General features: G+C 70.9%; 24 protein-coding genes. 13 read left to right on the top strand and 11 right to left on the bottom strand.

Annotation, left to right across the window (positions count from 1 at the left end):
- Nucleotides 1-141 precede the first annotated feature (141 nt).
- The 3 genes from AB8735_RS21435 to AB8735_RS21425 all read left to right on the top strand — a co-directional run bounded on the left by AB8735_RS21435 (nucleotide 142) and on the right by AB8735_RS21425 (nucleotide 1,620).
- Nucleotides 142-522, top strand: a complete 381-nt coding sequence (locus tag AB8735_RS21435; protein ID WP_344026115.1) for a helix-turn-helix transcriptional regulator — start codon at nucleotides 142-144, stop codon at nucleotides 520-522.
- A gap of 40 nt (nucleotides 523-562) precedes the next feature.
- Complete coding sequence (locus AB8735_RS21430) at nucleotides 563-1,135, top strand: hypothetical protein (protein WP_344026117.1); 573 nt, start codon at nucleotides 563-565, stop codon at nucleotides 1,133-1,135.
- A gap of 146 nt (nucleotides 1,136-1,281) precedes the next feature.
- The gene (locus tag AB8735_RS21425; RefSeq protein WP_372411885.1) at nucleotides 1,282-1,620 is read left to right on the top strand and encodes a DUF2516 family protein; all 339 of its coding nucleotides are present in this window, start codon (nucleotides 1,282-1,284) and stop codon (nucleotides 1,618-1,620) included.
- Nucleotides 1,621-1,626: 6 nt separating this feature from the next.
- Here AB8735_RS21425 and AB8735_RS21420 read toward each other — a convergent pair whose 3' ends face one another.
- Nucleotides 1,627-2,841: a PP2C family protein-serine/threonine phosphatase gene (locus AB8735_RS21420; RefSeq protein ID WP_372408813.1), complete on the bottom strand. Its 1,215-nt coding sequence runs from the start codon at nucleotides 2,839-2,841 to the stop codon at nucleotides 1,627-1,629.
- 317 nt (nucleotides 2,842-3,158) lie between these two features.
- Nucleotides 3,159-4,244, bottom strand: coding sequence for an NlpC/P60 family protein (locus AB8735_RS21415; RefSeq protein WP_344026121.1), 1,086 nt, complete (start codon nucleotides 4,242-4,244; stop codon nucleotides 3,159-3,161).
- 366 nt (nucleotides 4,245-4,610) lie between these two features.
- Here AB8735_RS21415 and pstS point away from each other — a divergent pair, with 366 nt between their 5' ends.
- From pstS to pstB, 4 genes are all read left to right on the top strand, one after another.
- Nucleotides 4,611-5,741: a phosphate ABC transporter substrate-binding protein PstS gene (gene pstS, locus AB8735_RS21410; protein ID WP_344026123.1), complete on the top strand. Its 1,131-nt coding sequence runs from the start codon at nucleotides 4,611-4,613 to the stop codon at nucleotides 5,739-5,741.
- Between the two features lie 121 nt (nucleotides 5,742-5,862).
- Nucleotides 5,863-6,834 carry a phosphate ABC transporter permease subunit PstC gene (gene pstC / locus AB8735_RS21405; protein ID WP_344026125.1) on the top strand — a complete coding sequence of 324 codons (972 nt, stop codon included), beginning with the start codon at nucleotides 5,863-5,865 and terminating at the stop codon, nucleotides 6,832-6,834.
- Nucleotides 6,831-7,910 (top strand): phosphate ABC transporter permease PstA, encoded by a 1,080-nt coding sequence (gene pstA / locus AB8735_RS21400; protein WP_344026127.1) that lies wholly within the window; start codon nucleotides 6,831-6,833, stop codon nucleotides 7,908-7,910. Before pstC ends, pstA begins: the two co-directional genes overlap by 4 nt.
- Before the next feature lie 16 nt (nucleotides 7,911-7,926).
- Entirely contained in the window at nucleotides 7,927-8,706 is a 780-nt protein-coding gene (gene pstB / locus AB8735_RS21395; protein WP_372408812.1) for a phosphate ABC transporter ATP-binding protein PstB, read from the top strand.
- Between the two features lie 208 nt (nucleotides 8,707-8,914).
- Here pstB and AB8735_RS21390 read toward each other — a convergent pair whose 3' ends face one another.
- Together AB8735_RS21390 and AB8735_RS21385 are read right to left on the bottom strand one after the other, a co-directional pair.
- A complete protein-coding gene (locus tag AB8735_RS21390) occupies nucleotides 8,915-9,913 on the bottom strand; it encodes an anion permease (RefSeq protein WP_372408811.1) in 999 nt (332 codons plus the stop codon).
- A 6-nt stretch (nucleotides 9,914-9,919) separates the two neighbouring features.
- On the bottom strand, nucleotides 9,920-10,540 hold the full coding sequence (locus AB8735_RS21385; RefSeq protein WP_049716407.1) for a DUF47 domain-containing protein: 621 nt from the start codon (nucleotides 10,538-10,540) through the stop codon (nucleotides 9,920-9,922).
- Between the two features lie 266 nt (nucleotides 10,541-10,806).
- Here AB8735_RS21385 and AB8735_RS21380 point away from each other — a divergent pair, with 266 nt between their 5' ends.
- Entirely contained in the window at nucleotides 10,807-11,184 is a 378-nt protein-coding gene (locus AB8735_RS21380) for a metal-sensitive transcriptional regulator (protein WP_372408810.1), read from the top strand.
- A 109-nt stretch (nucleotides 11,185-11,293) separates the two neighbouring features.
- On the opposite strand, the gene AB8735_RS21375 is transcribed toward AB8735_RS21380, so the two are convergent.
- Nucleotides 11,294-11,482: a hypothetical protein gene (locus AB8735_RS21375; RefSeq protein WP_344026136.1), complete on the bottom strand. Its 189-nt coding sequence runs from the start codon at nucleotides 11,480-11,482 to the stop codon at nucleotides 11,294-11,296.
- A 135-nt stretch (nucleotides 11,483-11,617) separates the two neighbouring features.
- Nucleotides 11,618-12,544 carry a hypothetical protein gene (locus AB8735_RS21370; protein ID WP_372408809.1) on the bottom strand — a complete coding sequence of 309 codons (927 nt, stop codon included), beginning with the start codon at nucleotides 12,542-12,544 and terminating at the stop codon, nucleotides 11,618-11,620.
- Between the two features lie 82 nt (nucleotides 12,545-12,626).
- Between AB8735_RS21370 and AB8735_RS21365 the strand changes: the two genes are divergently transcribed.
- Together AB8735_RS21365 and AB8735_RS21360 are read left to right on the top strand one after the other, a co-directional pair.
- Nucleotides 12,627-12,803 carry a hypothetical protein gene (locus tag AB8735_RS21365; protein ID WP_344026140.1) on the top strand — a complete coding sequence of 59 codons (177 nt, stop codon included), beginning with the start codon at nucleotides 12,627-12,629 and terminating at the stop codon, nucleotides 12,801-12,803.
- 135 nt (nucleotides 12,804-12,938) lie between these two features.
- Nucleotides 12,939-14,480 (top strand): FAD-binding oxidoreductase, encoded by a 1,542-nt coding sequence (locus AB8735_RS21360; protein ID WP_372408808.1) that lies wholly within the window; start codon nucleotides 12,939-12,941, stop codon nucleotides 14,478-14,480.
- 33 nt (nucleotides 14,481-14,513) lie between these two features.
- Here AB8735_RS21360 and AB8735_RS21355 read toward each other — a convergent pair whose 3' ends face one another.
- From AB8735_RS21355 to AB8735_RS21340, 4 genes are all read right to left on the bottom strand, one after another.
- A complete protein-coding gene (locus AB8735_RS21355) occupies nucleotides 14,514-15,257 on the bottom strand; it encodes a phosphatase PAP2 family protein (RefSeq protein WP_344026144.1) in 744 nt (247 codons plus the stop codon).
- 193 nt (nucleotides 15,258-15,450) lie between these two features.
- Nucleotides 15,451-16,455: a bifunctional lytic transglycosylase/C40 family peptidase gene (locus AB8735_RS21350; RefSeq protein WP_344026146.1), complete on the bottom strand. Its 1,005-nt coding sequence runs from the start codon at nucleotides 16,453-16,455 to the stop codon at nucleotides 15,451-15,453.
- Between the two features lie 123 nt (nucleotides 16,456-16,578).
- A complete protein-coding gene (locus AB8735_RS21345) occupies nucleotides 16,579-18,258 on the bottom strand; it encodes a protein kinase (protein ID WP_372408807.1) in 1,680 nt (559 codons plus the stop codon).
- A gap of 41 nt (nucleotides 18,259-18,299) precedes the next feature.
- Nucleotides 18,300-18,740, bottom strand: coding sequence for a hypothetical protein (locus AB8735_RS21340; protein WP_372408806.1), 441 nt, complete (start codon nucleotides 18,738-18,740; stop codon nucleotides 18,300-18,302).
- A gap of 270 nt (nucleotides 18,741-19,010) precedes the next feature.
- Here AB8735_RS21340 and AB8735_RS21335 point away from each other — a divergent pair, with 270 nt between their 5' ends.
- Nucleotides 19,011-19,646, top strand: a complete 636-nt coding sequence (locus tag AB8735_RS21335; RefSeq protein WP_372408805.1) for a cysteine hydrolase family protein — start codon at nucleotides 19,011-19,013, stop codon at nucleotides 19,644-19,646.
- 7 nt (nucleotides 19,647-19,653) lie between these two features.
- Entirely contained in the window at nucleotides 19,654-20,697 is a 1,044-nt protein-coding gene (locus AB8735_RS21330) for a GlxA family transcriptional regulator (RefSeq protein ID WP_372408804.1), read from the top strand.
- Here AB8735_RS21330 and AB8735_RS21325 read toward each other — a convergent pair.
- On the bottom strand, nucleotides 20,607-21,041 hold the full coding sequence (locus tag AB8735_RS21325; protein WP_344026154.1) for an Rrf2 family transcriptional regulator: 435 nt from the start codon (nucleotides 21,039-21,041) through the stop codon (nucleotides 20,607-20,609). The genes AB8735_RS21330 and AB8735_RS21325 overlap by 91 nt on opposite strands.
- Before the next feature lie 150 nt (nucleotides 21,042-21,191).
- Here AB8735_RS21325 and AB8735_RS21320 point away from each other — a divergent pair, with 150 nt between their 5' ends.
- Complete coding sequence (locus AB8735_RS21320) at nucleotides 21,192-21,443, top strand: DUF397 domain-containing protein (protein ID WP_344026156.1); 252 nt, start codon at nucleotides 21,192-21,194, stop codon at nucleotides 21,441-21,443.
- Nucleotides 21,444-21,463 lie beyond the last annotated feature (20 nt).

Genomic DNA, 21,463 nt, shown 5'->3' with positions numbered 1-21,463 from the left:
CGGCGACGGTCGGACTGGTTCCAACTCTCGTGACCAGGTTCCAACCAGCGTGTCACGACTCAGCCGACGGCCATAAGCCCCGCATAAACCAAAGCAAGCACCCGCTTGCAAAAGTTAGCAACGTGCGGCAGCATCGGCGGCATGGCATCGCTCAATGTCGGCAACCTCGGCGAGTACCTGCGCGAGCAGCGGCGCAACGCGCAGCTGACGCTGCGTCAACTCGCCGACGCGGCGGGCGTGTCCAACCCGTACCTCAGCCAGATCGAGCGCGGTCTGCGCAAGCCGAGCGCCGAGATCCTCCAGCAGCTGGCCAAGGCGCTGCGGATCTCCGCGGAGACGCTGTACGTGCAGGCCGGGATCCTCGACGAGCGGAGCCGGGAGGAGGCGGAGGTCCGCAGCGCGATCCTCGCCGATCCCTCGATCACCGAACGGCAGAAGCAGATTCTGCTGGAGATCTACGACTCGTTCCGCAGGGAGAACGGGTCGTCGAAGGACAACGACGACAGCAAGCCCTCCGGCTGACCCCCGTGGCAGCCGGTCCGCGAGACGGGAGACCCATCGCATGGCCATCACCCAGGACATCCGCAAGGCGGCCACCGACACCGCCTACGCCGCGGCCGGGGCCGCCGACCTCGCCGCCGAGAAGCTCGGGCAGGTCGTCGCCGACGCCCCCGCCCGGTTCGAGCAGCTGCGCCGTACGGACCCCAAGGCCCTGGGCGACCGGGTGAGCAAGGGCGCCAAGGAGGCCCAGGACCGGGTCACCACCAAGGTCGGCCAGTTCGTGGGGACCCTGGACGGGGACTTCAAGAAGTTCGGCCAGACCGTGCAGGACCTGGCGCTGCAGGGCGTCGGCCAGGCCGTCGGGCTCGCCGCGAAGGGCGGCGAGGCCTTCGACAAGCTGGCCGAGCGCGGCCGGGAGGCCGTGAAGACCTGGAGCGGCGAGCAGCCGGAGGGCAAGGGGGCCGCGGAGATCCCGGTGGCCACCGAGCCCCGGGAGCAGGCGGCCGCGGAGGACGCGAAGGAGGCCGAGGAGGCCAAGGCGGCGGAGGACACGAAGGAGGCGCCCAAGAAGGCCGCCCCGCGCCGCACAACAGCCCGCAAGACCGAGACGGCCAAGGCGGACGACGCCTCGTAACGGCGGAGACGCCCGGCGGAAGGCCCCGGCGGAAGCACCCGGCGAAAACGGTCCGGGCACCTCATCGGTGTCCGGACCGTTCCCCGGGTACGACGGGTACGGTGGGCAGCAGGAGGCTGACCGCGGACGACAAGAGGTGGGCGGCGATGCTGGTACAGGGCTTCACCATGATCTGGGGCTGGATCTCCCTCGGCCTCCTGGTCTTCGCGATGGCCGCCTTCGTCAACGCGGCCGTCCACCGGGACGACGCGTACCGGGCCGCGGGCAAGCAGAACAAGGGCTTCTGGCTGATCATCCTCGGCATCACGGTCGCCGTGAACTTCTTCCTCGGCGTCCTGAGCTTCCTGCCGATCCTGGGCCTGGTCGCCACGATCGTCTACTTCGTGGACGTGCGCCCGGCGCTCAAGCAGGTCTCCGGCCGCGGACCGCGCCGCCGCGGCTCCAGCTCGGACGGTCCGTACGGGCCGTACAACGGCGGCAGGTAAGGGAATTCAGCGGCGGTCGAGCAGCAGGACGGCCAGGTCGTCCGTCAACTCCCCGCCGTTCAGGGCGCGTACCTCGGCGACGGCGGCGTCGAGGAGCTCCTCGCCGGCCAGGCCCTCCTTCATCCGGCGGGTGATCATCTCGACCATCCCCTCCTGGCCGAGCCGCCGCGCGCCCGCGCCCACCCGGCCCTCTATCAGGCCGTCGGTGTACATCAACAGGCTCCAGGAATCGCCGAGTCCGATGTCCAGGCGGGGCCAGCGCGCCCCGGCGAGCAGACCGAGAGCCGGGCCGCCGTCCTGCGGCAGCAGGCAGGGCGGCTCGCCGCCGCGGGTGAGCAGCGGGGCCGGGTGCCCGGCCAGGTACAGCCCGGCGGAGCGGCCGTCGGGCGCGATCTCCAGCATGCACAGCGTCGCGAAGATCTCGTGGTCGGCGCGCTCGTGCTCCAGCACTTCCTCCAGCGTGCCGAGCAGCTCCTCGCCGCCCAGCCCGGCGAAGGTCAACGCCCGCCAGGCGATGCGGAGTTCGACGCCGAGGGCCGCCTCGTCGGGGCCATGGCCGCAGACGTCGCCGATCATCACGCGCACGGTGCCGTCGGGGCTGCGCACCGTGTCGTAGAAGTCGCCGCCGAGCAGGGCGCGGCTGCGGCCCGGCCGGTAGCGGGCGGCGAAGCGCAACTCCGAGCCGGCGAGCAGGGGGTTGGGCAGCAGCCCGCGCTCCAGCCGGGCGTTCTCCTGGGCGCGCAGCCGGGTCTCGGTGAGCTGCCGCTGGGCGAGGTCGGCGCGCTTGCGCTCGACGGCGTAGCGGACGGCGCGGCTGAGCACCGGGCCGTCGAGTTCGCCGCGGTGGAGGTAGTCCTGTGCGCCGACGCGCACGGCCTCGGCGGCGCGCTCGGTGTCGTTCCCGGAGGTCAGCGCGAGCACGGCGTGGCGCGGGGCCAGGCGCAGCACATGGCGCAGGGCCTCCAGCCCGTCGGGCGCGCCGTCCGCGGCGGGCAGGTCGAGGTCGAGCAGGACGCAGTGGACGTCGTCGGTGAGCAGCCGCTCGGCCTCGGTGAGGTTGCGGGCGGTGCGGATGCGGACGGGTTTGCCGGCCGTCGTCGCGTCGGCCGGTTCGGGCACGGAGAGCGACCCCGCCGGGTCGTCCTCGATGACCAGCAGGGTCAGCCCGCCGTCGGGCGGCCCTGCGGAGGTCTCCGCGGGACCGGGTGCGGTTACGGGCATCACGTCGGTTTCCTTCCTCTCCCGGCGGCTGCCGGGAGGTGCCCCCCGAGGCGGCTCCCCGAGGAGCGGCACCCGACGTGACAGTAGCGGGAGGGCGCGGGCGAACGGAATGGTACGGAGCCACCCGCCTCTGTCATATGCCGTTGCCAATGGTGTTTTTGGGGCGGGGAGGAAGGAATGCTCCATGAGATACGTCACGCCGAGCACAGGCGTCTGGAGGGTGTTCTGGAGCACGAGTGACGGGGGTTACGTGACGCGCGCCTCAACTCCGTTGTGCGACGCGCGTCCCGGACCTCGGCGACCCGCGACCGCCGGGATCAGCCCGGCCGGACCACCCCGAGGATCGGCATCGAGCCGGCCCCCGCGAGCGTCACCTGCCGCCCGGGCCGGGGTGCGTGCACCATCGTGCCGTCGCCGATGTACATCGCCACATGGCTGGCGTCCGAGAAGTAGATGATCAGGTCCCCGGGCCGCATGTCCTTGACCTCGACCCTGGGGAGCTGCTGCCACTGCTCCTGCGAGGTGCGCGGTATCGGGCGCCCGGCCGTGGCCCAGGCCCGGGAGGTGAGGCCCGAGCAGTCGTAGGTGTCGGGGCCGACCGCGCCCCACACGTAGTTCTTGCCTATCTGTGCGGTCGCGAACTCGACCGCGCGCCGGCCCGCGTCGGTGGCCGAACCGGTGGAGTCCTTGAGGGAGAGGCCCTTGACCGCGTCGGAGGCGAGCCACTGCTGCTGGGCCTGGCGGGCCTTCTCCTCCTCCAGCTTCTTCAGCCGCTCGCGCTCCGTGGCCTCCAGACGCGATTCGAGCTTCTTGGCGGCGTCGAGCCGGGCCTCGATCTCCTTCTTCGCGTCCTCCTTCTTCTTCCGCTCCTCCTTGAGCCGCTTCCAGCGCTCGTCGGCCGCCTTCGCGTACCGGTCGAGCTCCTCCTTGACCGACTCGGTCTCGGCGAGCAGCCGGCGGGTGGCGTCCTGGCCGCGGCGGGTCGAGTCGAGCGAGGCGAGGAAGTCCTCGGGCGAGGCGGCCAGGAACAGCCGGGCGGACGGGGCCAGGCCGCCGGTGCGGTACTGGGAGCGGGCCAGCTCGCCGATGCGGTCCTCGATCTCCTGCCGCCGCTTCTCGGCGGCGGCGGCCTTCCCGGCCAGATCGGAGGCGTTCTTCTCCTGGAGCTTGGCCTGTTCGTCGGCGGCGTTGTACGCGTCGGTGGCCGCCTCGGCCTTGCGGTAGAGGGACTCCACCTCCTTGCGGACGTCCTCCAGGCTGCGCTGCGGCGGCGCCGGATCGGCCCACGCGGCCTGGGGCACGGCCGCCATGGCGGCGCAGACGAGCGCGGTGGCGACGAGTACGTGCCGGGCGCGCGGCGTTCTCCGTACGCCCCTGTACTCGGCGTCAGCGCCCCTGCCCATGTCGTCCATGGCCCCGCCGTTCCGCCCCACCGGACACCTCCGTGACTCGTCCCCCACGGCTTTACCTGCCGTAACGCGCGGAACGGATCGTGTCACGAGCATCACAAAACCAACAGAGACCTGTATCACACTTGGCCGGAATCCCGTTCTGGCGAGATCCGTTCGGCAACACCGCACTGATGGCCTAGGTTCACCGCGCGTTCACTCCACCCCTTCGACGGCTTCACCTGATCTGCTTAATTTCGGCCGTGGAACAGGGGCTGCACGGTCACCACCACCGCGTGACCGCGCTGTGGAAACTCCCGGCACCGCACCCACCTCTCGCACGCCGCCCCTGCGGCGGCCATCGGAAGGAACTCCCGAACAGTGAAGCTTCAGCGCAAGAACCGGCTCCGGGCCGTCGCCTTCGGCGCCATCGCCGTCTCCGGCGCCCTGGTCCTCACGGCGTGCGGCTCCGACGACAACAGCGGCGGCGGCTCCGGCGGCTCCGGCTCCTCCAAGGCCGCCTCCAACGTCAAGTGCGACGGCAAGGGCCAGCTGCTGGCCTCGGGTTCGTCCGCGCAGAAGAACGCCATGGACCTGTGGGTCAAGAACTTCATGGCCGCCTGCAAGGACATCCAGATCAACTACAAGGCCACCGGCTCCGGCGCCGGCATCCAGGAGTTCCTGCAGGGCAAGACCGCCTTCGCGGGCTCCGACTCGCCGCTGAAGCCGGAGGAGGTCGCCAAGTCCAAGGACGTCGTCAAGGGCGGCCAGGGCATCAACCTCCCCATGGTCGGCGGCCCCATCGCCATCGGCTACAACGTCCCGGGCGTGGACAACCTGGTGCTCGACGCGGACACCCTCGCCAAGATCTTCGACGGCAAGATCGAGAAGTGGAACGACGAGGCGATCGCCAAGCTCAACAAGGACGCCAAGCTCCCCGACCTGAAGATCCAGGCGTTCCACCGCTCCGACGAGTCGGGCACCACGGACAACTTCACCAAGTACCTCAAGGCCGCCGCCGACAAGTCGTGGCCCTACGCCCCCGCCAAGGCCTGGGCCCCCAAGGGCGGCCAGGCGGCGGACGGTTCGGCCGGCGTCTCCTCCCAGGTCAAGCAGACCTCGGGCGCCATCTCCTACTTCGAGCTGTCCTACGCCACGGCGAGCAGCATCAAGACGGTCAAGCTGAACACCGGCGCGTCCGCCCCGGTCGAGGCCAGCTCCGACAACGCCTCCAAGGCCATCGCCGAGGCGAAGATCACCGGCCAGGGCAAGGACCTCGCCCTCAAGCTCAACTACACCACCAAGGCCGAGGGCGCCTACCCGCTGACCCTGGTGACGTACGAGATCGTCGGCGACAAGGGCAACAAGGCCGAGACCCTGCCCGCCACCAAGTCCTTCCTGACCTATGTCGCGAGCGAGGAGGGCCAGTCGGTGCTCAAGGGCCTCGGCTACGCCCCGCTCCCGGCCGAGATCGCCAAGAAGGTCCGCGAGAACGTCGCGAGCCTCTCCTGAACCGTACGGCCGGCCCCGCCCCGGAGCTCCCCCTCCGGGCCCCGGCCGGCCGTGCCGTCCGGTGCACCGCCGCACCGGGGCCGCGCCCGGCCCCCGCAGACCGGAGACTCCCGTGGACGACATGGACATAAAGACTTCAGCAGAACCACCCACCGCCACCGGGCGCACCGCCAAGGCCGCCGCCCGCCCCGGCGACCGGATCTTCCTCGGCCTCTCCCGGGGCTCCGGAATCCTCCTCCTGGTGATCATGGCCGCCATCGCGGTCTTCCTCACCGTCCGCGCCACGCACGCGATCTCGGAGGACCACGGCAACTTCTTCACGACCTTCGAGTGGAACGCCAACGCCGAGCCGCCGGTGTTCGGCATCGCGGTCCTGGCCTTCGGCACGGTCGTCAGCTCGCTGATCGCGATGGTGCTCGCCGTGCCGGTCGCCATCGGCATCGCGCTCTTCATCTCGCACTACGCGCCGCGCAAGCTGGCCGCGCCGCTGTCGTACGTCATCGACCTGCTGGCCGCCGTGCCCTCGATCGTCTACGGCCTGTGGGGCGCCCTGTTCCTGGTCCCGCACCTGGGCGGCCTCTACTCCTGGCTGGACGACTGGTTCGGCTGGACGGGCGTCCTCGCCTACCACGACGGCGCCGCGCGCTCGCTGTTCACCATCGGCATCCTGCTGGCGATCATGATCCTGCCGATCGTCACCAGCGTCAGCCGCGAGGTCTTCCTGCAGGCCCCGAAGATGCACGAGGAGGCCGCGCTGGCGCTCGGCGCGACCCGCTGGGAGGTCATCCGGATGTCGGTGCTCCCCTTCGGCCGCTCCGGCGTCATCAGTGCCTCGATGCTGGGCCTGGGCCGTGCGCTCGGCGAGACGATGGCCGTCGCGACGGTCCTCTCCCCCAGCTTCCTGATCTCCAAGAGCCTGCTCGACCCGGGCGGCGGCACGTTCGCCCAGAACATCGCGAGCAGCTTCAAGGAGTCCGGCGAGACCGGCAAGGACGCGCTGATCGCCTCCGGCCTCGTCCTGTTCGTCCTGACCCTGCTGGTCAACGGCGCGGCCCGGATGATCATCGCGCGCCGCAAGGAGTACTCGGCATGAGCGACGTGACCCTGCGCCGGCGCGTGCCGGCCGACGCGGTCCCCCCGTCCGCCACCCTGCACCGGCCCCGGCTGCCCCGCTGGGCCCCGGCCGCGATCGCGGCCCTGTCGGCGGCCGTCGGCTGCGGCATAGGCCTCGGGGCCGGGCTGAGCAGCCGCTTCCAGTGGGGCCTGCTGGCCGCCCTGCTCTTCGTCGCCCTGACGTACGCGCTGACGGCCCGCGTCGAGGGCTTCCGGCAGGCCAAGGACCGCCTCGCCACCAGCCTGGTGTGGACCTGCTTCCTGGTCGCGGTCGTCCCGCTCGTCTCGCTGATCTGGGAGACCGTCGCCCGCGGGACGAAGGTCCTCGACGGGGGCTTCCTGTCCCACTCGATGGCCGGGGTGCTGACCATCCAGCCGGGCGGCGGCGTCTACCACGCCATCATCGGCACCCTGGAGCAGGTCGGCCTCGCCACCGCCATCGCGGCCCCGGTGGGCCTGCTCACCGCGGTCTACCTGGTGGAGTACGGGCGCGGACGGCTCGCCAAGGCCGTGACCTTCTTCGTGGACGTCATGACCGGCGTCCCCTCGATCGTCGCCGGCCTGTTCGTCCTCAGCTTCTGGATCATCATGCTGGACTTCGGCTACTCCGGCTTCGCCGGGGCGATGGCGCTCGCGATCCTGATGATGCCGGTGGTGGTCCGCTCCACCGAGGAGATGCTCAAGCTCGTCCCCAACGAGCTGCGCGAGGCGTCCCTCGCCCTCGGGGTGCCCAAGTGGCGGACGATCCTCAAGGTCGTCCTGCCCACCGCCATCGGCGGCATCGCCACCGGCGTCATGCTCGCCGTCGCCCGCATCGCCGGCGAGACCGCACCGATCGTCCTGCTGGTCTTCGGCTCGCAGGTGATCAACAACAACCCCTTCGACGGCGCGCAGTCCTCCCTGCCCTACTACATCTACGAGCAGTGGGCGGCCGGCAACGACGCCAGCTACGACCGCGCCTGGGCGGCGGCCCTCGTCCTGATCGCCTTCGTCATGATCCTCAACCTGGTGGCCCGCGGCATCGCCCGCTGGAAGGCCCCGAAGAACACCCGCTGAAAGAGGCACGATCCCCATGGCCAAGCGAATCGACGTCAGCGGCCTCTCCGCCTACTACGGCACCCACAAGGCCATCGACGACATCTCGATGACCGTCGAGCCGTGCTCGGTGACCGCCTTCATCGGCCCGTCCGGCTGCGGCAAGTCCACCTTCCTGCGCACCCTGAACCGGATGCACGAGGTCACCCCCGGCGGCCGCGTCGAGGGCAAGGTGCTGCTCGACGACGAGAACCTCTACGGGCCGGGCGTGGACCCCGTCTCCGTCCGCCGCACGGTGGGCATGGTCTTCCAGCGGCCGAACCCGTTCCCGACCATGTCCATCTACGAGAACGTCGTGGCCGGCGTCCGCCTCAACGGCGGCCGCCTGCGCAAGTCCGACCTCGACGCGATCGTCAAGAAGTCACTCAAGGGCGCGAACCTCTGGAAGGAGGTCAAGGACCGGCTCCACAAGCCGGGCGCCGGCCTCTCCGGCGGCCAGCAGCAGCGGCTGTGCATCGCCCGCGCGATAGCCGTGGAGCCCCAGGTCCTGCTCATGGACGAGCCCTGCTCCGCCCTCGACCCGATCTCCACCCTCGCCATCGAGGACCTCATCGGGGAGCTGAAGGAACGCTTCACGATCGTGATCGTGACCCACAACATGCAGCAGGCGGCCCGGGTCTCCGACCGCACGGCCTTCTTCAACCTCGCCGGGGTCGGACAGCCGGGCGAACTGGTCGAGATCGACGACACGGAGCGCATCTTCTCCAACCCGTCGGTCCAGGCCACGGAGGACTACATCTCGGGCCGCTTCGGGTAGTCGGAGGTTGCGGGCAGGCGTTCCGCAGGGCTGGGGGCACCTCCCAGCGGTAGCTGGGGGAGGGTGGGCACAACCCGACCACCGGCCCGCACCCGACCCGACACCGCAAGCCGCCTCGCGACGCTGCATGGCGGTGCCGCCGCGAGGCAAAAGGGCCCGCCCCCGGTGCGTACACCGGGAGCGGGCCCCAAGGCATCAGCCGAACACGTCAGCCGAAGGCGAGGTTCACACCCCAGAAGGCCAGCGCAGCGACAAGCGCCGCAGCCGGCATCGTGATGAACCACCCGAGGATGATGTTCTTCGCGACACCCCACCGCACCGCGTTCACCCGCTTCGTCGCCCCGACACCCATGATCGCCGACGTGATGACATGCGTCGTGGAGATCGGCGCGTGGAACATAAACGCGGTCGTGAACATGACGGACGCACCGGTCGTCTCCGCCGCGAAGCCCTGCGGCGGATCCAGCTCGATGATCTTCCGCCCCAGCGTGCGCATGATGCGCCAGCCGCCCGCGTACGTGCCCAGCGACAGCATCAGCGCACAGGCGATCTTCACCCAGACCGGGATCGCGTCGCCCTTGCCCTGCACATCGCCGATGACCAGGGCCATCACCACGATGCCCATGGTCTTCTGGGCGTCCTGCAGACCGTGACCGAGCGCCATGCCGGCGGCCGACACCGTCTGGGCGATCCGGAAGCCGCGCTTCGCCTTGTGCGGGTTGGCCCGGCGGAACATCCACATGATCGCGACCATCACCAGATAGCCGAGGATCAGGCCGACGAACGGCGAGAGGAACATCGGGATGACGATCTTCTCGATGACGCCCGACCAGATGACGGTCGTGCCGCCCGCGAGCGCCGCGCCCACCATGCCGCCGAACAGGGCGTGCGAAGAGGACGAGGGCAGGCCGAAGTACCAGGTGATCAGGTTCCAGGCGATGGCGCCGATCAGGGCCGCGAAGAGGATGCCCATCCCCTTGTCGCCCACCGGCGTCTCGATCAGGCCCTCACTGACGGTCTTCGCGACCCCGCTGCCCAGGAAGGCACCGGCGAGGTTCATCACCGCCGCCATCGCCAGGGCCGCGCGCGGGGTCAGCGCCCGCGTGGAGACCGAGGTCGCGATGGCGTTCGCGGAGTCGTGGAAGCCGTTCGTATAGGTGAATCCGAGCGCGACCGCGATGGTCACGACAAGTGCAAACGTATCCACCGGGGGTCAGGACTCCTTGACCGCGATGGTCTCGACCGTGTTCGCCACGTGCTCGAACGCGTCCGCCGCCTCTTCCAGCACGTCCACGATCTGCTTGAGCTTGAGCACCTCGATGGCGTCGTACTTGCCGTTGAAGAGGTGGGCGAGCAGCTTGCGGTGGATCTGGTCCGCCTGGTTCTCCAGGCGGTTCACCTCGATCCAGTACTCGGTGAGGTTGGTCATCGTGCGCAGGTTCGGCATCGCCTCGGCCGTGAGCTCGGCCGCCCGCGCCAGGACCTCGATCTGCTGCTCGACGCCCTTGGGCAGGTCCTCGATCTGGTAGAGGACGACCAGGTCGACGGCCTCCTCCATGAAGTCCATGATGTCGTCGAGCGACGACGCGAGGGCGTAGATGTCCTCGCGGTCGAACGGCGTGATGAACGAGGAATTCAGCTGGTGGAAGATCGCGTGCGTCGCGTCGTCCCCGGCGTGCTCCGCTGCCCGCATCCGCTCGGCGATCTCGGCTCGGGCGGACGGCTCCGCACCGAGCAGTTCCATCAGGAGCTTGGAGCCCGTGACGATGTTGTCCGCGGACGCGGCGAACATGTCGTAGAAGCTCGTCTCCCTGGGGGTCAGACGAAAGCGCACGTGGGATCCTCGGGGTGCAGCGGATTCGGTCTCGTTGATGCTAGGCGCATCATCGGGCCACAGCTAACTGGCATTCCCTCAGTGTCGCCCATCGGGCAGAGTGCTCACCAAGCCGGTACGGCCTCACGGCCCCTTCCCCGGCGGCCCGCGCCGGTCCGCACCGGCGAATTTCGGTACGATATACCCGGTGGGGGTATGCCGATGAGGGATGGGGCCCCGGATCGGACACCGGAGCACCACCACCGAGCACCGCCACGGAGGACGCCATGACGACCACGGACACCACAGCGGCCGGCGCCGGCGAACCCGCCGCGGAGACCTGCCACACCGGGACCGGGAGCGACAAGGGTCACAACCACGGCCCGCACGGCTACAGCAAGCAGAAGGACCTGCACCTCAAGCGCCTGCGCAGGATCGAGGGGCAGATCCGCGGCCTCCAGCGCATGGTCGAGGAGGACGTCTACTGCATCGACATACTCACCCAGGTCTCGGCGGGCACCAAGGCGCTCCAGTCCTTCGCCCTCCAGCTCCTCCAGGAGCACCTGCGGCACTGCGTCGCCGACGCCGCGGTCAAGGGCGGCGACGAGATCGACACCAAGGTCGCCGAGGCCACCGCGGCCATCGCCCGGCTGCTGCGCTCCTGACGGCCCCCGCGCCCGCGATGCCGCCCCGGGGAGACCCGGGGCGGTCCGGACGCCGGCCGGCGTCCCAGATGCCGGCGTCCCAGATGCCGGCGTCCCAGATGCCGGCGTCTCAGATGTCGGCGTCCCCGGACGGACCGGGCCGCCGGAAGCGGACGACCCTGAGCACCTCGTCGATGCGGTCCGGGCTCAGCCGCTCCTCCGCCGCACCCGTCGCGGCGATCATCAACTCCCCGTAGAGATCGATCTCGATGAGGGCCACGGGATCCGGACCGGCCGACGAACCGCGCCGCGCAACCACGTGATTCACCTCCTCGGGTCTTGCGTCGTGGCGGTACCCCTCCGGGGGAGGGCCCGGTCCCCAGGTTAGGGACCGGCACAGATCCCGGGCATGACACAGAAGGACCATTTCCATGGCCAACCACTCCGGGCCGCGTTATTTCCGCGGTGAACGAACCCTCCCCGCATAGATATCGGCGGATTCCGGGAGCCGGATGTCGGGCGCGAATCCGAAGGAGGACAGTTCGACCGTGGAGACCACGGTCGTCCGTTTCCCCGCGTCGGCGCCGGACCGCCCGCCGTCGGCGCCGTCGACCCCGAACCGGTAGCGCAGCAGCCGCGGCAGCCCCTCCTCGTCGAGGAAGGCGTCGAAGGCGACGGTCCCGGCGGAGAATCCCTTCGCCGCCGCGGCCAGCGCCGCCCGGTCCCGCGCGGGCGCCCGGCGCGCGGCCTCGGTGAGGTCGACCGTCCCCCAGAAGTGCCGCACCGGCACGCCGTCCAGCCCCTCGTCGCGCATGGAGGTCACCTCCCGTGCCCCGCCCAGGAGTTCGGCCGCGGCGAGCGGATCGGTGGCGCCGCTGGTGAGCAGGTCGCCGTCGGCGAGCGCGGCGGTGTCGAGACGTACCCATTTGTCGGTCGGGACGCCCGCGCCGCGGTTCTTCATATAGAGCGCCCCGGGGGTGAACACCTCGGTGATCGGCCGGTGCTCGGCGGCGCCCCGCGCGTCCTGCGGCACCAGCACCGTCAGCCTGCCGACGGGCCGGGCGAAGTCGTACGCCCCGCGGCCCAGGATCGTCAGCCGGGTGCCGCCGCTCTCCGTCTCCATGGACGTCCGCACCCGTGCGCCGCCCGTCCGCGCGAGCGCCCCCGACACCCGCCGCATCGCCTCGACCGCGCGGGACGGACGCACCGCGTCGGTCGTCCGCACCGCCCAGCGGGCCTCCCCGCCGCCGCCCACGGACCCGTCCTGGACCTCCTCGCCCGGCTCCTGCTCGCCGCAGCCGCTCACCAGCAGCCCGAGGGCGAGCCCGCCCGCCACCGCCGTGGCCACGGCGGCCCTGCGTCTGTGCCCCTGCGCCGCCATGGCCGTCAGCCCCCTCCGGGTGGAACCTTGTTCCTTCCAACGACCGCGTCCGGGCCGCCGTCACGGCCGGTAGCGTGGTGGTGTGTCCGATACGCACCCCGCGCCCTCCGGCGGCGTCCACCTGATCACGACCGGCGAACGGGGCTCCTTCTGCTCCGCCCGCTGCACCTGCGGCTGGCTCGGTCCCGCGCGCCGGGCCCGTTCGCTGGCCCGCAGCGACGCGGACGCCCACCTCGCACGGACCGGCACATCGGACTAGCGTCGAAATAAGGGAAAACCCAAGAAATCCCGGGAAATCCTGGGGGATTCCAGAGAATCCGGGGAACCGCTCCCCACCTTCCGGACATCTGTTCCATCAGTCAGATGGGGATCACAGGTACCACCGGGGGCGAACATGGCCTTGAACAGGCGCACTCTGCTGACGGCAGCGGCGGCGACGGGACTGACGACGGCATGGGCCGCCGGAACGGGAACCTCCGTGGCGGCCCCGGCCCCACGCCCGTCCGCCAAGGCCCGCGACAGCGACTGGACCGCCCTCGGCAAGGGCCTCAAGGGCGGCGTCGTCCGCCCCGGTGACGCCGACTACTCCACCGCGCGGCAGCTCTACAACACCCGCTTCGACGGCCAGCGGCCCGCCGGCGTCGCCTACGTCGCGGGCACCGCGGACGTCGCCTCCTGCCTCGCCTTCGCCCGCCGCTTCTCCATACCCGTGTCCATACGCAACGGCGGCCACAGCTACGCGGGTTGGTCGAGCGGCAACGGCCGCCTCGTCATCGACGTCTCGCGGCTGAGGACCGTCCGCACGACCGGCTCGTCCGCCGCCGTCGTCGGCGCCGGCGCCAAACTCATCGACGTCTACACCGGCCTGGCCGCGCACGGCGTCACCGTCCCCGCCGGCTCCTGCCCCACCGTCGGCATCTCCGGCGTCACCCTCGGCGGCGGCCACGGCGTCCTCTCCCGCGCGTACGGCATGACCTGCGACAGCCTCACCGGCGCGACCCTGGTCACCGCCGACGGCAAGGTCCTCGACTGCGACGCCAAGCGCAACCCCGACCTGTTCTGGGCCCTGCGCGGCGCGGGCAACGGCAACTTCGGCGTCGTCACCGAACTCCGCTTCCGCACGCGGCGGGTGGGCGACGGCGTCAGCGGCTACGTCTCCTGGCCCTGGGCCAAGGCCGCCGACGTCATCCGCGCCTGGCAGGAGTGGGGGCCGGGCCAGCCGGACGAGATCTGGTCCGCCTGCGACCTCTCCGTCGCCTACCACGGCACCCCGCGCATCGCCGTCGCCGCCTACTCCCTCGGCACCAAGGGCGACCTGGCCAACGCGCTCGACAAGCTGGCCGCGAAGGTCGGCGGCGGCAAGGCGAACATCTCCGTGCGCAGCCGCTCGTACCTGGACGGCATGCGCCGCTACGCCGGCTGCGCCGATCTGACCCTGGCCCAGTCCCACCTGCCGGGCCGCACCCCCGGCCGCGACCGCGCCGGCAAGCTCGGCCGCGAGACGTACGCGGCCCGCTCCGACTTCTACGACCGCTCGCTGAACGCGGCCGGCATCCGCACCCTCCTCGACCAGACCGAACGCTTCGCCAAGCGCGGGGGTCCCGGCGGCGGTTCGATCCAGCTCACGGCCCTCGGCGGGGCGGTCAACCGCGTCAAGCCGCTGGACACGGCGTTCGTGCACCGCCGGTCGCGGTTCCTCGCCCAGTACCTGACGTCCTGGTCGCCGGCCGCGACAGGCGCCGCCCAGGTGGCGTGGCTGGACGGGATCCACACGGCGATGCGCCGGTACGCGTCCGGGGCGGCGTACCAGAACTACGCGGACGCGGGCCTGAAGGACTGGCGGAAGGCGTACTACGGGGACGCGGCGCCGCGCCTGACCAAGCTGAAGCGTCAGTACGACCCGGGGCGGGTGTTCGCGTTCCCGCAGGCGCTGTAGGGCGCTGCCGTAGGGGGGTTGCCCCTGGCCCCCCTACGCCGCCAGCCCGTTGTCACGATGGCGCGCCTGCTGGCCCGCCACATGCTCCGGGCCGGCGAGGGCGACCGGCACGGGCCGCCGTGACCGCACCAGCCACCCCATCCGCGTGCCACCGACCCACAGCGTCAACGGCGTCAGCCCCATCATCGCCAGCGGCGCCAGCAACAGCACCACGGCCGTGCCGAGCGCCAGCCCGCCCACCACGTCCGTCGGGTAGTGCACTCCCATGAAGACCCGGCAGAACCCCTCCAGGAACGCCAGCCCGATCCCCACCAGCCCGTACTTCCGGTGCGCCACGAAGAGCCCGACGCCCAGCGCCATCGTCAGCGTCGCGTGGTCGCTCACGAACGAGAAGTCCGTCTTCCCCCGCACCAGCACGTCCAGCCCCTGGTGCTCCAGGAACGGCCGGGGCCGCCGTACGAAGCCCCGGATCGGGACGTTCACCAGCAGCGCGATCCCCGCCGCGAGCGGCGCCCACAGCAGCGCCGTCACGCCCCCCGTCGCGTCCGGCCCGCGCCGCACGCTCCACCACGCGCAGAGCATCAGCACCCCGAGACCGAGCACGATCCCGTACTCGCCGACGAACTCCATGGCGCGGTCGAACCAGCCGGGGGCGTCCTTCGCCAGGCCGTTGATCTCGTAGAGCAGGCCGACGTCGGGGCCCGACGATCCTCCTCCGGCGTTCGCCAGAGTGGCGTCGGCCAGGGGTCGGACCGCCTCGAGTCCGGGTCCGGGCATCTGGTTGCCCCCTTATCTGTCGCCTGTAGCTCGGTGCAGCTGCCAAACCCCCGTGGTCCGTGCGCCCCTGACGGGGGCGCGGTTTTCCCACCCCCATGGAACGCGCCGCTCCGACCCGGCGTTCCGCTCTCCACCCAATGATCACCAGGACGTTATCCAAGGGTGACCAGGGACGGTGCAGGAGGCCCGGGGTTCACACGCCGTTCGGCCTGGGCAACGCTTTCGCCCCCGCATCCGTCACGCGGGTGGCGCCGATGTAGTCCGGTGTGTCGATTTTGTCGAACCGGTTCACGGCGCCGGTGTGGGGCGCGTTGATCATGTATCCGCCCCCCACGTACAGACCCACGTGGTGGATGGAACGCGGGTCGTTGAGGTTGTGTGCGAAGAAGACCAGGTCCCCCGGCATCAGTTCGTCCCGTTTGGGATGCGGCCCGGCGTTCCACTGGTCGTTGGCGACGCGGGGCAGCTCGATGCCGACGGACGCGTACGAGGCCTTGGTCAGCCCCGAGCAGTCGAACCGCCCGCCGTCCTCCTTGGTGCCCTCACCACCCCAGAGGTAGGGCTTGCCGAGCTGCTCCTGGGCGAAGTAGATGGCCCCGGCGGCCTGCTGGGAGGGCGCGACGCGGCCGACGGGGCGGGCGAAGCTCTTCTCCAGGTCGCGGATGGATTTGACGTAGCCCTGGGTTTCGGAGATGCGGGGGATGCCGGAGGCCTGGATGACGCGGTACGGACCGGCGTTGTACGCGGCGAGCATGTTGTCGGTCGCGTCACCGGGCACGCCCTTGACGTCCTTCGACAACGCACAGTCGTAGGTGGCCGCCGAGGCGATGGCATCAGCCGGTTCCCATATGTCCGGTTTGCCATCCCCGTTGGCGTCCACTCCATAGCGCGCCCACGTCTCCGGGATGAACTGCGCGAGCCCCAGCGCCCCGGCCGGACTCCTGGCGTCCGGCTTCCAGTTGCTCTCGGTGTAGAGCTGCGCGGCCAGCAGCGGAGGCGAGAGGGCGGGGCACAGATTGCCCCACTTCTCGATCAGAGGCTGATACGCGACGGGCACCGCGCCCTTCGCCAGCCCCACGGCACCTCCGGCGGCCCCGCCGAGGTTCAGCGCGGCGGTGAACACGGCGAAGAAGAGCAGCCCGAGCAGGCCCAGGCACAGCCCGATGCCGACTCCAGCGCCCACCCACCACTTCCGCACCCCGCGATTCTCCCCCAGCGGCCCGTCATGTACCCGTAATTGACGGTGGATTGTAGGTACGCACAGGGTGACGGGGGGCGCCGATGGGGGCGCATTCACCGCGCTGCCGACGCACGGGCGCCACTACCGGACCGCGAACCCGGCGCACAGGACGCTCGTGTACTGCTTGGGCGCCCTCACGTGGTAGAAGTTCACCGTCCAGTCGCCCGGGTCGTTCGCCACCGGGAAATCGACCTTCCGGACTTCCGCACCGACGGACCGGAAGTCGTCGGGAAACGTCAGATAGGTCCAATTCTTCGGGTCGTCGCGGAAGAAATCGATCGGCTTGCTGGTGTAACCGATGCCGATATTCCCGATGTTCCCCTGGAACCGCGACGGCTTGCCGGTCTGTTCGTCGATCTGGTGCGGGGACTTGACGCCCACCGAGAGGTAGTACGGCCTCTCCGCCTTCGGGTCCGGGAATCTCGTCCGGAAGCCGATCCTCACCTTGCCCGGGGCGACCTCGGGGTCGTCGTCCGCGGTGGCGATCGACGTCTGGAAGGACAGCCGCTCCCCCGACGGCTCCTGAGCCCCGCAGCTGCCCTCGAAGGGGTAGCCACCCTCCTTGTGCCGCCAGACGTCACGGTTCGCGTCCGTCTCCCTGATGTAGGAGGGCGGCTCCTTCGGCCCCTTCGGGGCCGCGCCCGACGGTCCGGGCGTCGCACCGGATACCGGGCCGGCCGCGGCGTCCCGCTCCTCGCCCCCGTCCGGCAGCGTCAACACCAGCCCGAGCGCCACCCCGAGGGCCACCGCTCCCGCCCCCACCGCCAGGTACACGCCCCTGCGCCGCTTCGGCCGCGCCGCAGACGCCGCGCCCGGCACATACGTCGGCGAGTACGTCGGCGAGTACGCCACCGGCGACGGCGCCGGCACGAACCCCGCCGCCACCGCCGCCGGCAGATCCCTCGGCGCCCGCTCCCCCAGCTCCGCCAACGGCCCGTACACCGGATCGTCGACGAGCGACGACGTCACCCCGCACCGTTCGATGATCCGCGCCGGCACCGGCCGCACCGCCGGATCCGCCGCCACGCACGCCCGTATCAGCTCCGCCAGCGCCGGCTCGACCCCGTCCACGTCGATCTCGCCGTGCACCACCCGGTACGTCACCGACTCCATCGAGCCCTCGCCGTACGGCGGCCGCCCCGTCGCCACGACGGCCATCGTCGCGCCCAGCGCGAACACGTCGGCGGCAGGGGACACTTCGTTCCGGGTGATGACCTCCGGCGCGGTGTAGCCGGGCGTCCCCGGCGCCGTCCCGGTCTGCGTGAGCGCCGTCTGCCCGGCCCCCCGCGCGATGCCGAAGTCGATCAGCTTCGGACCGACCGGCGACAGGATGATGTTGTGCGGCTTCAGGTCCCGATGGGTGACGCCGTGCCCGTGCACGTGCGACAGCGCCTCCGCCAGCGCGGCGAAGAGCCGGAAGCAGGTGTCCACCGGCAGCGCCCCGCGTTCGCCCACCACTTGAGTGAGCGTCGGCCCGGGCACGTACTCCGTCGCCAGCCAGCAGGACGCCGCCTCCAGCGAGGCGTCGACCAGGTTGGCGGTGTAGGCGCTGCGCACCGCCCGCACCGTCTCCACCTCGCGGCGGAAGCGCGCCAGCGCCTCGGCGTTCTGGGCGAAATCATCACGGATGACCTTGATGGCCAACTGCCGCCCGCCGGGGGAACGTCCGAGGTACACCTGCCCCATGCCCCCGCTGCCCAGGCGGGCGAGAAGTATGTGAGGGCCGATGCTGCCGGGATCCTGGGGACGTAGCGCTTCCACGCGTCGGAACTCTAGCCGTACGGGAGGACACCCTCCCCAGGTCACACGTCGAACGTCTCCGTACGGGGCGCGTGGGGCGGCCGTGCCGAGGTGTACGTGACGGACAGGCGGGTGAAGTGCGACCGACCGTGGTGCCCGGCCCATGGTCGGGCCCGGTCGAGACGGACGGAGACCGGGTACGAGTGGAAATGACCGGAACTGCATGCGGGAATACAGTCGTTGACCAGATTCCGGCCCGCACCGACAGCCCCTGATCGGTTCCACTGCGACCAGCGCAGGGAAGCGAGCGCGTTGTTCCCGTCACCGCAGGCGATCATGTACGAACCCGGACGGACCTGCGGATTCCGCGCACAGTCGACGACGACCACCGCCCGGCTCCTCTCCACGGGCGCCTTCTCTACCGCGGCGGCCGGGAGGGCCGCCGAGGCCAGCACCGCTCCGGCACCGATCAGAACCGCTGTTCCTGCTCCCCAACCTCGCATGTCCGCTCCACAGGAGTGTCTCGTCGGCACGATTCACATGCTTTGCATGAATTGCATGCTTTGCATGAATTGCTCGGGTTGCTCGGGTTGTTACGCCTCGCCACGCTACGGCCCCCCGCCCCCGCAGACCACCACGCCTGGCCCGGAAGTCGACACGGAGCCCTCCGTCGCAGCCGCTTCAGGACACCCTCCACGCCCTGACCGGATCGTTCCGCACCGGGACATGATCAGGCCTTATCCGAGGCCCTCCCCGGCCCCCAGGATGAAGTCATGAACAACGCGAACACCACCAGCAACAGCGCCCTGATCGTCATCGACGTCCAGGAGTCCTTCCGGCAGCGGGCCAACTGGGCGGCCACCTCCAACCCCGACCTCGTCCGGAACGTGAACCGGCTGGTCGCCGCCCAGCGGGCGAAGGGCGAACTCGTCGTCTGGATCCTCCACTCGGAGCCGGGCACCGGCACCGTCTTCGACCCCGAGCGGGGATTCAACCGGCCCATCGAGGGGCTGGAGCCGGCAGCCGGCGAACCCGTCCTCACCAAGACCTCGCACAACGCCTTCACCACCACCAACCTCCAGCAGCAGCTGACCCAGCTCGGCACCCGTGAGGTGCTGATCAGCGGCATCCGCACGGAGCAGTGCTGCGAGACCACCGCGCGCTTCGCCTCCGACCTCGGCTACGACGTGACGTTCGTGACGGACGCGACCGCCACGCACCCCATCGAGCACCGGGACGCCCCCGCGGGCCGGACCCTGGAGGAGATCCTCGCGGACCCGCGTACGCTGACCACCGACGCGATCACCGCCCGCACCGAGTACGCGCTGGCGGGCCGCTTCGCACGGATCGCCACCACGGACGAACTGACGCAGGCCGAACCGACGCAGGACGGCACCGAAGGGAACTGACCGGATCGTGACCCGCGTCGTCTTCCTGCTCGTACCGCAGCTGCACCTGCTGGACCTGGCCGGGCCCGCGCAGGTGTTCTCGACCGCGGCCGACTTCGGGCACGGGTACGAGATCCGCTACGTGGCCGAGCAGGAGGACGTCCCCACGGCCCAGGGCATCACCCTCCGGGCGGGGACCCGGTGGCCCCGGCTGACGCCGGAGGACCTGATCGTGGTGCCGGGGTGGCGGGCGCGCACGCTGCGCGGGAACGGCGCCCTCACCCGGGAGACCCTCGACCGGCTCGTGGCACACCACGCCGCGGGCGGCACGGTGGCCAGCGTGTGCGCGGGGGCGGACGCGCTGGGCCGGGCCGGGCTGCTCGACGGCCGCCGCTGCACCACGCACCACGACGTACAGGACGAACTGGCGCGCCGCTACCCCAGGGCGCAGGTGGTCCGGGACGTGCTGTTCGTGACCGACGGCCGGGTCATCACCTCGGCCGGCATCGCGAGCGGGATCGACCTGGCACTCCATCTGATCGCCGTGCGCCACGGGGCGGCGACCGCGGCCCGGGCCGCCCGCGAGATGGTCGTCTACGCGCGCCGCAACGGCGACGACCGCCAGCAGTCCGCGATGCTCAGGCACCGCTCCCACCTCAGCGACGCCGTGCACCACGTCCAGGACCTGATCGACGCCGGCTACACCTCCACCCTGCCGCTGGCGGACCTCGCGGCGGCGGTCGGGCTGAGCGAGCGCACCCTCACCCGGCACTTCACCGGCGCGACGGGCCTGACGCCGCTCCGCTACCAGCAGGAGCTGCGCCTCGAACGCGCCGAGCACCTGATCGTCCAGGGGGCGACCGTCGAGTCGGCGGCCCGGGCGGTCGGCTTCCAGGACGCACGGATGCTCCGCCGGCTCAGGGGCCGCTCGCAGGACGTCCCCGGCACCGGTGGTCCTTCGACGACGCCGGCGCGTCCGGGTCAGGCGGGCCGGGCCAGGGACTCCCGGAGCACGTCACCGACCGACGTCCGCGCGAGCGCGCTCCGCGCGGCCTCCTCCGCCTCGCCGTAGGCCAGCCGGAGCGCGGGCCGTATACCCGCGCCGACCGGGCACTCCCGGCTGGGCTCGGACCGGTGCAGACCGAACAACGGCTCGTCCTCCAGGGCCCGGTAGACGTCCAGCAGGCTGATCTCGTCCGCCGCACGGGCCAGCCACCAGCCGGCCCCGGAGCCGTGCCGGACCGCGACCAGCCCCGCTCTGCGGAGCACCCCCAGGCTGCGCCGGATGACCACGGGGTTGGTGTTGACGCTCTCGGCTATCTGCTCCGAGGTCACCACCTCCCGGCCGCTGCCGTGCGCCAGGGCCATCCGCGCGAGGATGTGCACGGCGACGGTGAGCCTGCTGTTCGCGGCCATCGTCCGTCCCTCCTCCCTGCAAAAACGTTCTCGGTCACATCACTTACATCCACTCTCTGACCAAATAGCGTCAGATCTTTGCGGGTTGAGCACCCATTCGTTCCTCTATCGTGAGTTCCCGACAACCGACAGCCCACGAAGGGGAACACCGTGCCACCGCGTGTGCCGGAGGGCCTCGACTGGATCCCGGCGACGGACGATCCGGCCCGGCCCGAATACCTGGAGGTCGCCTTCGACGGCGAAGGGCAGGTGTACCTGCGGGAGAATCTCCACCCCGAGAAGGTCGTCATCACGACGGAGCGCAAGTGGGACGCGTTCGTCCTCGGCGTGAAGGCGGGCGAGTTCGACCACTTCGTCGAGGGGATCGACGAGGAGGAGGAACCGGCGGGCCGCGAGGGCTGAGCCCCTGCCGGCACCGGCCG

Origin of the sequence: Streptomyces luteireticuli, from assembly GCF_041519305.1 — a bacterium.
In the GTDB taxonomy this organism is placed as follows: Bacteria; Actinomycetota; Actinomycetes; order Streptomycetales; family Streptomycetaceae; genus Streptomyces; species Streptomyces luteireticuli.
Note: the sequence above shows the minus strand (reverse complement) of the source record. Positions and strands in the feature narration are given on the sequence as shown.

What these genes read in the sequence shown, in the direction of transcription:
- AB8735_RS21435 (WP_344026115.1), top strand. Translation starts at nt 142, where the DNA reads ATGGCATCGCTCAATGTCGGCAACCTCGGCGAGTACCTGCGCGAGCAG.
- AB8735_RS21430 (WP_344026117.1), top strand. Translation starts at nt 563, where the DNA reads ATGGCCATCACCCAGGACATCCGCAAGGCGGCCACCGACACCGCCTAC.
- AB8735_RS21425 (WP_372411885.1), top strand. Translation starts at nt 1,282, where the DNA reads ATGCTGGTACAGGGCTTCACCATGATCTGGGGCTGGATCTCCCTCGGC.
- AB8735_RS21420 (WP_372408813.1), bottom strand. Translation starts at nt 2,841, where the DNA reads ATGCCCGTAACCGCACCCGGTCCCGCGGAGACCTCCGCAGGGCCGCCC.
- AB8735_RS21415 (WP_344026121.1), bottom strand. Translation starts at nt 4,244, where the DNA reads ATGGGCAGGGGCGCTGACGCCGAGTACAGGGGCGTACGGAGAACGCCG.
- pstC (WP_344026125.1), top strand. Translation starts at nt 5,863, where the DNA reads ATGGACATAAAGACTTCAGCAGAACCACCCACCGCCACCGGGCGCACC.
- pstA (WP_344026127.1), top strand. Translation starts at nt 6,831, where the DNA reads ATGAGCGACGTGACCCTGCGCCGGCGCGTGCCGGCCGACGCGGTCCCC.
- pstB (WP_372408812.1), top strand. Translation starts at nt 7,927, where the DNA reads ATGGCCAAGCGAATCGACGTCAGCGGCCTCTCCGCCTACTACGGCACC.
- AB8735_RS21380 (WP_372408810.1), top strand. Translation starts at nt 10,807, where the DNA reads ATGACGACCACGGACACCACAGCGGCCGGCGCCGGCGAACCCGCCGCG.
- AB8735_RS21370 (WP_372408809.1), bottom strand. Translation starts at nt 12,544, where the DNA reads ATGGCGGCGCAGGGGCACAGACGCAGGGCCGCCGTGGCCACGGCGGTG.
- AB8735_RS21360 (WP_372408808.1), top strand. Translation starts at nt 12,939, where the DNA reads ATGGCCTTGAACAGGCGCACTCTGCTGACGGCAGCGGCGGCGACGGGA.
- AB8735_RS21355 (WP_344026144.1), bottom strand. Translation starts at nt 15,257, where the DNA reads ATGCCCGGACCCGGACTCGAGGCGGTCCGACCCCTGGCCGACGCCACT.
- AB8735_RS21340 (WP_372408806.1), bottom strand. Translation starts at nt 18,740, where the DNA reads ATGCGAGGTTGGGGAGCAGGAACAGCGGTTCTGATCGGTGCCGGAGCG.
- AB8735_RS21335 (WP_372408805.1), top strand. Translation starts at nt 19,011, where the DNA reads ATGAACAACGCGAACACCACCAGCAACAGCGCCCTGATCGTCATCGAC.
- AB8735_RS21325 (WP_344026154.1), bottom strand. Translation starts at nt 21,041, where the DNA reads ATGGCCGCGAACAGCAGGCTCACCGTCGCCGTGCACATCCTCGCGCGG.